The organism is Sneathiella sp., from assembly GCF_041689005.1.
In the GTDB taxonomy this organism is placed as follows: Bacteria; Pseudomonadota; Alphaproteobacteria; order Sneathiellales; family Sneathiellaceae; genus Sneathiella.
The window spans coordinates 17053-29342 of sequence record NZ_JBDNHC010000159.1; the positions used below are offsets into that span (position 1 = coordinate 17053).

Annotated in this window: 11 protein-coding genes and 1 pseudogene; 5 read left to right on the top strand and 7 right to left on the bottom strand. The window is 51.0% G+C overall.

Annotated elements, in window-relative coordinates:
* Positions 1 to 7 precede the first annotated feature (7 nt).
* From ACESNI_RS17365 to ACESNI_RS17380, 4 genes are all read right to left on the bottom strand, one after another.
* Positions 8 to 778 carry an SDR family NAD(P)-dependent oxidoreductase gene (locus ACESNI_RS17365; RefSeq protein ID WP_373089308.1) on the bottom strand — a complete coding sequence of 257 codons (771 nt, stop codon included), beginning with the start codon at positions 776 to 778 and terminating at the stop codon, positions 8 to 10.
* A gap of 12 nt (positions 779 to 790) precedes the next feature.
* Positions 791 to 2698: a propionyl-CoA synthetase gene (locus ACESNI_RS17370; RefSeq protein ID WP_373089310.1), complete on the bottom strand. Its 1908-nt coding sequence runs from the start codon at positions 2696 to 2698 to the stop codon at positions 791 to 793.
* Between the two features lie 161 nt (positions 2699 to 2859).
* Positions 2860 to 3630 carry a DUF1013 domain-containing protein gene (locus tag ACESNI_RS17375; RefSeq protein WP_373089312.1) on the bottom strand — a complete coding sequence of 257 codons (771 nt, stop codon included), beginning with the start codon at positions 3628 to 3630 and terminating at the stop codon, positions 2860 to 2862.
* Positions 3631 to 3730: 100 nt separating this feature from the next.
* On the bottom strand, positions 3731 to 4729 hold the full coding sequence (locus ACESNI_RS17380; RefSeq protein WP_373089314.1) for an NAD(P)H-quinone oxidoreductase: 999 nt from the start codon (positions 4727 to 4729) through the stop codon (positions 3731 to 3733).
* A 109-nt stretch (positions 4730 to 4838) separates the two neighbouring features.
* Here ACESNI_RS17380 and ACESNI_RS17385 point away from each other — a divergent pair, with 109 nt between their 5' ends.
* Positions 4839 to 5021: a DUF1192 domain-containing protein gene (locus ACESNI_RS17385; RefSeq protein ID WP_373089316.1), complete on the top strand. Its 183-nt coding sequence runs from the start codon at positions 4839 to 4841 to the stop codon at positions 5019 to 5021.
* Between the two features lie 410 nt (positions 5022 to 5431).
* Here the strand turns inward: ACESNI_RS17385 and ACESNI_RS17390 are convergent, their stop codons facing one another.
* The 3 genes from ACESNI_RS17390 to ACESNI_RS17400 form a co-directional block, all read right to left on the bottom strand.
* The gene (locus tag ACESNI_RS17390; protein ID WP_373089318.1) at positions 5432 to 5710 is read right to left on the bottom strand and encodes a histidine kinase; all 279 of its coding nucleotides are present in this window, start codon (positions 5708 to 5710) and stop codon (positions 5432 to 5434) included.
* A gap of 101 nt (positions 5711 to 5811) precedes the next feature.
* A complete protein-coding gene (locus ACESNI_RS17395; protein WP_373089320.1) occupies positions 5812 to 7437 on the bottom strand; it encodes an acyl-CoA synthetase in 1626 nt (541 codons plus the stop codon).
* Positions 7438 to 7469: 32 nt separating this feature from the next.
* Positions 7470 to 7976 (bottom strand): Lrp/AsnC family transcriptional regulator, encoded by a 507-nt coding sequence (locus ACESNI_RS17400; protein WP_373089322.1) that lies wholly within the window; start codon positions 7974 to 7976, stop codon positions 7470 to 7472.
* 174 nt (positions 7977 to 8150) lie between these two features.
* Between ACESNI_RS17400 and ACESNI_RS17405 the strand changes: the two genes are divergently transcribed.
* The 4 genes and pseudogenes from ACESNI_RS17405 to ACESNI_RS17420 form a co-directional block, all read left to right on the top strand.
* Entirely contained in the window at positions 8151 to 9110 is a 960-nt protein-coding gene (locus ACESNI_RS17405) for a mitochondrial fission ELM1 family protein (protein ID WP_373089324.1), read from the top strand.
* Positions 9111 to 9220: 110 nt separating this feature from the next.
* Entirely contained in the window at positions 9221 to 10189 is a 969-nt protein-coding gene (gene trxB / locus ACESNI_RS17410; RefSeq protein ID WP_373089326.1) for a thioredoxin-disulfide reductase, read from the top strand.
* A 148-nt stretch (positions 10190 to 10337) separates the two neighbouring features.
* Complete coding sequence (locus ACESNI_RS17415) at positions 10338 to 11228, top strand: LysR family transcriptional regulator (RefSeq protein ID WP_373089328.1); 891 nt, start codon at positions 10338 to 10340, stop codon at positions 11226 to 11228.
* Positions 11229 to 12067: 839 nt separating this feature from the next.
* Positions 12068 to 12290, top strand: a pseudogene (locus ACESNI_RS17420) (flavodoxin family protein); the annotation flags it as partial.

Consider the following 12290-nt stretch of genomic DNA (forward strand, 5'->3'; position numbering starts at 1 on the left):
GTTACGCTCAGGCATCCGGTACGGGAGAAGTGTAGTTAAGCCCCAGCCTGCCGCCGTCCGCATAAATGATCTGGCCGGTGATATAGGAGCTTTCATCGGACGCCAGAAACATTGCGATATTGGCAATTTCGTCAGGCCGACCGGTTCGGCCCATAGGAGTCCGCGAGAGAATTGCTTGCCGGGCGGCATCATCTTCCATTACCTTTTCGAGCATTTCAGTCGCAATTGAACCGGGACCGATACCGTTCACCCGGACACCGCGCTGCGCAAGGGAAACTGCCATTACCCTTGTTAACTGGTTAAGGCCTCCTTTGGAGACATTGTAGGGCAAAATATTTGGAATTGTCAGCAGGGCGTTGACCGATGACATATTGATAATACTTCCGCCAGTCGCCTGCCCTACCATTACCTTGCCTGCCGCCTGACTTAGCAGAAATGCCCCTTTGAGATTTACGGCAAGGACCGCGTCAAAATCCTCCTCCGATATTTCGAGGACATCCCCCGTCCTCAGAATACCGGCATTATTAACCAGAATATCAAGTCGGCCCTGCTCGCTGACCACATCGGCAACCAGCTTATCACAGTCCGATTTTTTCGACACGTCGCATACCTTTGCGATGGCGAGGTCGCCGAGGACTTTAGCCGCCGCCTCAGCAGCCTCTTGATTAGTGTCGGCCAGATAGACCATCGCCCCCTCTTTAACAAACCGCGTGGCGACACTGTAGCCTATTCCCTGGGCTGCCCCGGTGACGATTGCTGTTTTCCCCTTCAGGCTCATAATAGGCCTCCTCTAAACTCGCGGTGCAGGAAAACCCGCGGTCGCCAGTATTTCAGTAATTTCTGTTAATATTGCCGGATCCTCAATTGTCGCAGGTATCTTAACGGGTTCTCCATCAGCAATCTTACGCATGACACCCCGGAGTATTTTGCCGGATCGAGTCTTAGGAAGCCGTTTGATAACCAGGGCAATTTTAAACGTCGCCACCGGCCCAATTTTTTCCCGTACGAGGCTTACAAGCTCCTTGGTGACATCAGCATCAGGCCGGTTAACCCCCGCATTAAGAACAACAAAGCCCATCGGAATCTGGCCTTTTAGGGCATCCTGGATACCAATGACCGCACATTCCGCCACATCCCGATGTCCAGCCAAGACTTCTTCCATTCCCCCCGTCGACAGCCGGTGACCGGCGACATTAATGATATCATCGGTCCGGGCCATGATGAACAGATATCCGTCCTCATCAATAAATCCGGCATCACCGGTTTTATAATATCCCGGGATATCGGCGAGATAAGACCTTACATATCCCTCGTCATTTTCCCATAGCGTCGGCAACGTGCCGGGTGGTAACGGCAGCTTTACGGCAATTGACCCAATTTCACCGGTCGATATTTCGCTGTTATCATTACCCTCGTTTATGACCCGGATGTCATACCCGGGAACGGGAAGGGTCGGACTTCCGAGCTTGACCGGTTTCATGCCATAGCCAATAGAGTTTGCGCCCATTGGCCAGCCGGATTCAGTTTGCCACCAATGATCAAGGACCGGTACTTTCAGTTTTTCCTGAGCCCAAATGATAGTATCCGGGTCGGCCCTCTCCCCAGCCAGAAACAAGGTGTCAAAATTGCTGAAATCATAATCTCCAACCAGTTTGCCTTCCGGATCCTGCTGCTTGATTGCACGGAATGCAGTCGGCGCCGTAAACAGTGCTTTTACATTATGATCCTGTATGACCCGCCAAAACGTTCCTGCGTCCGGCGTACCCACTGGCTTGCCCTCGAACAAGATAGTCGTACATCCATGAAGAAGCGGTGCGTAGACAATGTAAGAATGTCCGACAACCCATCCTACATCCGATGCAGCCCAGAAAACTTCGCCGGGGTTGATCCCGTATACATGCTTCATCGACCATTTAAGGGCAACTGCATGCCCGCCGTTATCCCGCACAACGCCTTTTGGAATACCAGTCGTTCCCGACGTATACAGGACGTAGAGCGGATCGGTTGCCGCAACGGGCACGCAATCGGCGGGCGTCGCTGACGCCACAAGTTCCTGCCAGGCATGGTCCCGCCCGGAATTCAACTTCGCAACGCATTCAGGGCGCTGCAAAATGACGCAGTTCTCCAGTTTATGCGTAGACAGGTCGATCGCCCCGTCCAGCAGCGGCTTATATTCAATGATGCGGCCGGGTTCCAGCCCGCAGGAGCCGGCAATGATGCAGACGGGTTTTGCATCGTCAATACGGGTTGCCAGTTCTTTTGGCGCGAAGCCACCGAATACCACGGAATGAATGGCGCCGAGACGAGCGCAGGCAAGCATGGCGATCACCGCCTCCGGGATCATCGGCATATAAATAAGAACCCTGTCCCCCTTGGTGACACCGAGAGAGGCCAACCCGCCGGCGAAACCGGCGACCAGCCCGGTAAGTTCCTTATAGGTGAATTTTTTAATCTGACCAGTCATCGGGCTGTCGTAGATAAGGGCGTCCTGATCACCCCGGCCATCTTCGACATGGCGATCCAGACAATTATAGCAGGTATTCAGCTCCGCGCCCTCAAACCAGCGGTAAAAGGGCGGTTTATCGTCATTCAGAACTCTATCCCATGGCTTGTACCAACTGATTTCCGCCGCTGCATCGCCCCAAAACCCCTCAGGATCATCTAGTGAACGTCTATAGTCTTCTTCATAGCTAGCCATTATTAACTCCCGGCGATCATTATTTCTCCGTAGAAAAGCAGTGGTTATAGGGCAATGTCAATAGCTTCACCGCTTTAAAGGCCGCGCATTGACCATAGTCCAGATAAAATAAAACCGCAGGAATTACCCTGCGGTTTTTATGTGGCCTCAAAAAGCAGTTCTTACTTTTTGGCAGATGATTTGAACAGGTCATCAAAACTTTTGGCAGCGCTCACCCTGGTCTCTTTTTCTTCCACTTTCTTCGGCGCGGATTTGCCAAATACAGCTTCAGCTTCCGCCCTTGGATCATAAGCTTCTTCTTTATGAACCAGACGTTTCTTCATTTCGTAAGGGGTCAACGGCACTGCGGCGGCCTCGGCAGCCACAGCGGCAGCCACTTCTTCAATAAGTTTGCCGCGATCGTCATCTTTGCGACGATGTGCGGATTTCTGCACAGCTTCGTCAAGCTCCAGCTGCGTACAGATGCCCAAGCTTACCGGATCCCGCGGCCGGATATTCTGTGAGTTCCAGTGCGATTTCTCCCGAATGGCGCTAATGGTTGTCTTGGTCGTGCCGATGAGTTTTGAAATCTGGGCATCGGTTAGTTCCGGATGGAATTTCAACAACCAGGAAATAGCATCAGGACGATCCCCGCGCCGTGAAACCGGTGTGTAACGACCACCGCGGCGGCGTGGCTGCGGAACATCTCCCGCTGCTTTGCTTATTTCCAGACGTGCGGCGGGGTCTCCTTGACAGCGATCAATCTCTTCCTGTGTCACTTGTCCATTAGCGACCGGATCGAGCCCGACAATACCTATGGCGACTTCCCCGTCGGCAATTCCCTGAACTTCCAGCGAATGCAATCCGCAAAAATCCCCGATCTGCGAAAAGGACAAAGATGTATTGTCTACCAGCCAAACAGCCGTTGCCTTAGGCAATAATGGCGTAACCATAATATCTCCTTTTTCAGCTCGCGAAACGAGATCGGGAACCAATATATAATTCTTTACTGTATATGGCGGAAACAGGGCGCAAAGTCTAGGCCGGAAACATCTAAACCTGTAAAACGATTTTACCGATATGAGAGGAATCATCAATCCGGCGATGCGCCGCAGCCGCCTCGGTCAGCGGAAATACACTGTCCATTACTGGCTTAATAGTCCCTGCCGATAATAAAGGCCAGACTTTTTTCTCAAGACGTGACCCGATTTCTGCTTTTGCCTGCACGGACTGGGGCCGTAATGTCGATCCGGTAATTGTCAGGCGCTTCATCATCATATGCGCAAAATTGACTTCCGCCACGGCCCCGCCCAGAAAGGCGATATAAACCAGGCGCCCCTCAACCGCCAGCGCCGAGATATTTCGTTGTATGTAGTCCCCGCCGACCATATCGAGGATGAGATCGACACCTCGCCCCTCTGTCAGTTCCTTGACGATTTCAACATAGTCTTCGGTACGGTAATTTATTCCGCGCTCCGCCCCCAGCTTTTCAACCGCTCTGCATTTCTCATCGGTTGAGGCCGTCGTAAAAACACGTGCACCAAAGGCTTTTGCCAATTGAATGGCTGTCGTTCCAATTCCGCTGGCGCCGCCATGGACCAGAAACGACTCACCACCGGTCAGATGTCCGCGATCAAAAACATTTGTCCAGACAGTCAAGAAGGTTTCCGGCAGGGCCGCCGCCTGCACCAGATCGAAGCCAGAAGGGATATTCAGGCACTGAGCTTCCGGGGCCAGACAATATTCCGCATACCCGCCCCCTGAAACCAGGGCACAGAGTTGATCGCCAATTTTATATTTAGTAACTCCTGCCCCTACAGCTGCAACGGTGCCGGAAATCTCTAGCCCCGGTATGTCAGACGCGCCGGGTGGCGGGGCATACCCTCCTACTCTTTGCAGAACGTCAGGGCGGTTCACCCCGGCCGCGGCGACCTTCACTAAAACATCTTCATGCCCGACCGTTGGCACGGGTCGCGTTGTTGGCACCAGATTCTCAGGGCCCCCGAACTCTTTTATCTCAATGGCTGTCATCGTTTCGGGTATTGTCGTCATTTCCATCCCTCGCCTTTTTCGGACTTGTTGCCGCAAATTCGCAGACAACCCGCCTCTTATCCGTTAATCTGACCGCTTATACGGTCTTAACATATTGAGGAATGTGGTTATGACAAGCGAAGATGACGATAAACCGCTAACCCGCAAAGATAAATTAGACTTCAACAGTATGTCGATTGAGGACCTGACGAGCTATATATCGGAGCTTGAAGCCGAAATTGAGAAAACTAAGTCAGTCATCAAAATGAAACAAGCCGCCCAAAACGCAGCCTCAGGATTTTTTAAGGCCTGACGGGTAAAGCTAAACGGCAACTTCCCGTTTTCCCCCACCATGGGCTGCGAATCACCCGATTTCTCATAAATTAACAGAATTATTGTATGCATTAATTGTAATTTAAGAAGTAAGCCCTAAATTGTGATCAGCGGCCCCTATTGGGCTGCCAGGCTTGGAATCCCAATTCCAACCTTATGACGCCTCCCTGTTGACTTGAGCCGCCTTTTTTAGGGCGGCTCTTTTTTGCCAAAATAGTGGAAAGAATTTGTTCAACATTTGACGAAATTGCGATATAGCCCCTTGACTCTAACAACTAATCAGCGTTTAAATTCTCCGCATCAGCACAAGTCTGACAGGTTGAGGCAAAAAAAGAGGGGGCACCGGATTCGGAAGCCCCCTCATTTATTTCATGCCTGATCTGCGGTCTGTCACAAATGGCCGATACGCGGCGGACCGCCTTTTGCGGCCTGACTTGGACCAAACGCTTTATCCAGAATACTCGTGCTGTCTTCGGCCAGTCTGATGGCGTCGGTCAGGAAATTCAGGATTTTCATATTATTAGCGAGAACGTTTTTTGCTTCAATCCGTTGATCATCGGTTATCAACGTGCAACGATCCAGTATATCCTTACGCACCATGCCAAGGACATCCTCAAGCTTCTTCCCGGTCGGGTTTTCTTCCGTGACGAGATAATGGGTCAAATTCATGCCCTCCATTCCAACTATTACGGGCCGATAATGCCCACATCTTGGTTAAGATTTTAATAACCGGAGTCTCTATACCGTTGTCTGTAGAAAATGGGGGCGGACTAGAGAGTACGGGCCCGCTCTCGCAGAATAAATTTTTGAACCTTCCCCGTCGATGTTTTGGGCAACACCTCAAACAACACTGTTTTAGGGCATTTGAATCGCGCCATGTTTTTGCGGCAGTAATCAATAATTTCTGCCTCTGTTGCCGTCTTTCCTGCCCGCAGGGTTATAAAGGCGCAGGGGGTTTCGCCCCATTTTTCATCTGGTCTGGCAACCACAGCTGCTTCCAGCACAGCGGGATGTTTATACAGCACATTTTCCACCTCGATCGTCGAGATATTCTCCCCACCGGATATAATGATATCCTTTGACCGGTCGCGCAGTTCTACATATCCGTCCGGATGCACGACCCCGAGGTCACCAGAGTGGAACCAGCCGCCCTTGAACGATGCCTGTGTTGTCGCCGGATTTTTGAGATAGCCTTTCATAATCAGATTACCGCGCAACATCACCTCGCCCATTGTCGCGCCGTCCTTCGGAACCGATGTCATCGTCTCCGGATCCATCACCTCGAGCCCTGCGAGGGCATGATAGCGGACCCCCTGACGCGATTTCAATGTGGCCCTATCCTCGACTGGCTTTGCATCCCAGTCGGATTTCCAGTCGCAGTAAACGGCCGGACCATAGGATTCCGTGAGGCCGTAAACATGTGTCACATCAAAACCCATAATATCCATTTCCGCGAGCACGGCGGCGGGCGGCGGGGCGGCAGCCACCATAAACTTGATCCCTTTCGGCGCTTTGGCCTTGTTTTCATCGGTCGTGTTAATCAACATCGACAGAATAATCGGGGCTCCGCACATATGATCAACCTGATGTTTTTGCAGTTCGTCATAAATTGCAGTCGCCTCGATCTTGCGCAGGCAAACATGAGTGCCCCCAACAGCCGTTAAGGCCCAGGTAAAGCACCAGCCGTTGCAATGAAACATCGGCAGCGTCCACAGATAGATCGGATGCTTCGGTATCGTCCAGGTAACGGCATTCCCCATTGACGCCAGATAGGCGCCGCGATGATGGAACACTACCCCCTTTGGGTCCCCAGTTGTGCCCGACGTATAATTGAGGGAAATCGCCTGCCATTCATCGCGTGGGCCGGCCCAGTCGAATTCAGCGTCGCCTGTGGCCAGGAAGTCCTCATATTCCATGTCCCCGATTAGTTCCCCGCCGTCCGCTGCCGCATCGTCAATATCAATGACAACCGGCTTGACTTTGGCGAGCGCCAGCGCCTCTTTGATAGTCGCGGAATATTCCCGGTCTGTCAGCAGGAGCTTGCACCCCCCATGATCCAGAATAAAGGCCAATGCCCCCGCGTCCAGTCGGGTATTCAGTGCATTCAGGACACCTCCCATCATCGGAACCCCGAAATGAGCTTCCAGAACCGCCGGGACATTGGGGGCCATGATTGAAACCGTATCTCCTTGTCCGAGGCCGCGGGCCACCAGAGCACTTGCAAGCCTGCGCGCGCGGCTATAAAAATCCGCATAGCTGATTGATCTTTCCCCATAGGCGATCGCACAATGCTCAGGGTAGACTTCCGCCGACCGGGACAGAAATGTCAGCGGGGTCAAGGGCTCATAATTGGCCAAATTTACATCAAGGTCGGTTTCATACGGGTTAGCGGTCATCATAGTCCCCATTCGTGAGCAACAAGTATCCGTCAGTCATGATTATCGTGGGATACTTTTGGTGGTTCAAGAGCAACCGGAACGCCCGGCAGGAATTTCGACACGCGAATACCAAGAGACGTCTTCACATGCGCCACATTCGGCGCCCCCGTCAATTCATGGGTGAGGAAAAGCTGGTAGGTATCCCAATCCTTTGCTACGACTTTCAAAATAAAGTCATTTTCACCGGCCAGCATGTAGCATTCCCGAACCAATGGCCATGTCTGCACCAGTTTTTCGAAAGCTGATAAATCCGTCTCAGCCTGACTTCGAAGTCCAACCAGCGCAAATATGGTCACGCCGAAGCCGAGATGCTCGGCGTGCAATTGGGCATGATACCCCTGAATATACCCCGCGTCTTCCAGCGCACGAACCCGCCGCAGGCATGGTGGTGCCGAAATTCCGGCATTTTTGGCCAGCTCCACATTGGTGATACGCCCATCTTCTTGCAAATCGTGCAAGATGCGACGATCAATTTCGTCTAGCTTTACGCGTTGCATTTATGTCCTCCAACAGTCAGTTCTGCGCAATATTATTACAAGAAGCGCGTTTGTCCAAGCAATAGAAGCAGGTTGCATGCCAAATGAGTAAGAATATTACCCAAACACCCGCTAAAATACTTGACCCACTGGAAGTGGACAGCTTATGCCAAGCAGATGAACACCGAAATTTCCATGAACGGTCAAACCTGTTGGGTTGTCACCGACGGTAGCGCAGGGATGGAAACCCAGTGTATCGGCCTTGCGGAGGCCCTGGGAGTTCAATTCACTGTCAAGAGAATCAAGACGACAAAACCCTGGAGATGGCTTCCTCCCGCCTTCTGGCTAACTCCGCTTTCCCGGTTGATGAAAACCGGTGATCTTCTCCTGCCGCCATGGCCAGATATCCTTATTACCTGCGGTCGACAGGCGATTCCAATGAGTCTGGCGATAAAGAAGGCAAGTGGCGACAAAACATTCACAATTCATATCCAGACCCCCAATACATCCGCCACTAATTTTGATCTGGTGATTGTTCCAGAGCATGACAAACTCCGTGGGCCGAACGTGCTGGTCAGTCAAGGATCGCTCGGCCGCATCACGCAGGACATGCTGGACGCCGCAAAAGAAAAATTTTGGCCCTTAGTTGAGCCCTTACAAAGACCGCTCGTGACCGTTCTCGTGGGGGGAAGCAATAAATGTTATACAATGACGGCGGAAGTAATTACAGACTTGTCCTCCAAGTTGAACACCCTTCATAAAAAGACAGGCTGCAGCTTTCTTATCACCACGTCCCGGCGAACGGGCACGGAAAACGAATTAATATTGACGGCGGCGCTCGAAGAACTCCCTCATCAGTTATGGGCTGGAGAAGGCGAAAATCCCTATTTCGGCTATCTTGCGCTTGCCGATGCGTTGATCGTCACCGGTGATTCTGTGAATATGGTCTGTGAAGCCTGCGCGACGGGTAAACCTGTTTATATATTTGACCTGCCCGGCGGGAATAAGAAATTTAATTATTTTCACCGGCGTATGCGAGAGCAGGGATATACGCAGAAGTTCACAGGAGAACTGGAATATGGGACCGGCACCCCCTTGCGCGAAACACAAAAAATTGCGGCGGAAGTTCTGCAAATCATGGCTGACAACAAATAATAATGTGATCTGTACCGCAAACTTGCTCCCGCCACTTGCATGCCTCGGCTTCACATTATAAATAACTTAAGCCGGAAGACTTTCGGCAATAATTTTGTCTGGAGCTATGCATGGCTGATATCCATCACACTGAAGTTCTCATCATCGGATCCGGGCCCGCCGGCGACACAGCCGCGATCTATGCAGCCCGTGCGTCACTCAATCCCATCCTGGTCCATGGACTGCAGCCGGGCGGACAACTGACAATCACAACCGATGTTGAAAACTATCCTGGTTTTGCGGACGCCATCCAAGGCCCCTGGCTTATGGAACAGATGGAAGCACAGGCTCGCAACGTCGGCACCCGCATTTTCAACGATTATATAACCGATGTGGATATGAGCAAACGACCCTTCGTCGCGACCGCCGATTCAGGCACAACCTATATCGCCGACAGCATCATTATCGCCACCGGCGCCGCCGCAAAATGGCTGGGGCTCCCGACGGAAGAAAAATATATGGGTTTCGGTGTTTCGGCTTGCGCAACATGCGACGGGTTTTTCTACCGGGGCAAGGAAGTCATGGTAATCGGCGGCGGAAACACCGCCGTGGAAGAGGCTATTTATCTCACAAATCATGCGGACAAGGTCACTTTGGTCCATCGGCGCGATGAACTGCGCGCAGAAAAAATACTTGTTGAGCGGTTGCTTAAAAACCCAAAGATCGAGGTGATCTGGGATCATGTTCTGGATGAAATTCTCGGCGAGAAGGATCCATTCGGGGTGACGGCGGCACGGATTCGGGATGTTAAGACTAACGAAACGAGAGATATCCCGTTACATGGCGTCTTTATTGCCATTGGTCATTCCCCGAATACAGAACTATTCAAGGGCAAGCTGGATATGGATGACGAAGGCTACCTGATCACTGCCCCTGATTCTACGGCAACAAATATTCCTGGCATATTTGCCTGTGGCGATGTGCAGGACAAAATTTACCGACAGGCGGTTACGGCTGCGGGGACAGGCTGTATGGCCGCCCTGCAGGCGGAGAAATTTATCGCTGAGACTGAGACAACCTCGGCCGAGGCGGCAGAATAATCGATCTGCCGACCGTTCTTCGGGCACTATGTTTTCAGAGCAGCCTTGTTTCCCCTCTAAACGTCGCATAATCTGATCTGCGACATCTCTGAAACAAAGTTGCTCAGACACGAGCAGAGCTCTTTTCTAGAAGTAAATCGGATTTGCCATGGATTGGGATAAGTTACGCATTTTTCATGCCGTCGCCGAGGCTGGCAGTTTTACTCATGCTGGCAACACCTTGCATTTAAGCCAATCCGCTGTCAGTCGACAGATCAGCGCGCTTGAGGAAAGCCTGAAGGTTGCGCTGTTTCACCGCCATGCTCGCGGCCTACTGCTAACGGAGCAAGGGGAACTCTTGTTTCAGACCGCGCACGAGGTATTTGCCAAACTGGCAATGACTGAAGCGCAGCTGCTGGATGCCCATGAAAAGCCGTCTGGCGAAATTCGTGTTACAGCAACCGTCGGCCTCGGTGCCAATTGGCTCACGCCGCGTATTCGGGAATTCATAGAACTTTACCCGGAAATCACCGTGAACTTGATATTAGCGGACCGCGAGCTTGATCTTGGCATGCGGGAAGCCGATATCGCAATTCGGTTGCGGGCACCCGTCCAGCCTGACCTTATCCAACGTAAGTTGATGACGGTTAATCACCATGTTTACGCCTCACCGGATTTTCTGAAAAAGCACGGCATGCCCAGCCGCCTTGAAGACATCCTGGAAAGCAAGCTTATTACCTACGGGAATGAGGCCCCCTCAAATATCGCCAATGTGAACTGGCTGCTTAAGGATCTCATCAAGCTCGGTCGCACGGCAGAACCTGTTTTCAAGGTCAACAACGTCTACGGCTTGTTACTTGCGGTTCAAAGTGGTCTCGGCATTGCCAGCTTGCCTGACTATATCGCGCACGGCCATAATGACATCGTGCGCATCCTGCCGCAAGTGGGCGGACCGACATTTGATAGTTACTATGTCTATCCAGAAGAACTTCGCAATTCGAAGCGCGTAACGATACTCCGGGATTTTCTCATCCAGAAAGTTGCTGAAAACGCATTTTGACATGGCTGCCTTCCAAGCCATGCAATTGGCGCATATCCGAGTTGTCGAAATTGATCTTTCCATGCGAGGCTAATTTTTCTAAAAGAGGGGCAGACGATGTTGCATCGCAATATCAGTATTTTGCAAAGGTCCCTGACCTTTGCAAAAGTTGCAAAATCTCCTCCCAGAATTTTGCAACGTCATGTCTCCTCCCTGACATGACACCTCCCTGTTAGACTTGCCGGCCATTTATTTGGCCGGCATTTTTTTATGGTCATATTCTGATCTATAAGCATATTTTGCATAGTAGTTTTCTTTAGGTATGCATTATTTGCATGGGTGCACTGCAATATTAGTAGTGGAAATCGGCCCGCTAATTGGCTATCTATAGATCATAGATGTTGCGACGCAGCATTTTAATATCAGCTCCCTGCTGATATGATGATTGCATGTATTCCTCCCAATCTCATGCAATCTGTATTATCGAAAGATAATACCTCCCTGTTAGACTAAACCGGCCTCTCACGAGGCCGGTCTTTTTTTGTATTATGCATATAACACATAGCAGGCATGATACATTGTCAGTACACAATCTTTCCTTGGCGCCCAACATGTATAAAGCGATGTTGCAATGCAGTTTCGCGAGCCAGTGTTCACTGGCAATGGAATGGCGGGTTCCTCCCTGCCTTAGCTGTTCCGGCATCTTGTTCATAGATGCAACCTCCCTGTTAGACTTGCCGGCCATTTACTTGGCCGGCATTTTTTTTGAATTAGTCCAGCTTGACCATGCTTTGGAAATTGAAAATACAACCCTATCTAAACATTAGGGACCAAAAATTAAAGTCACACCCGGGGGAGGAATGATGGCACTTAATGACAGGCAAAACCAATTATGTGCAGAAAATAAAATAGACTTTTCTAATTTGAAGGCTGTTTTCTTTAATTGCACCCTGAAAAAGCAGGAAGACCAATCTCACACGCGATTGCTGCTTTCCGTTGCAGAAGAAATTATGAATAAAAACGGAATAGAGACGGATCATATTCATCTTGCCTCCCACACGGTCCCTTTCGGTGTTTATCCCA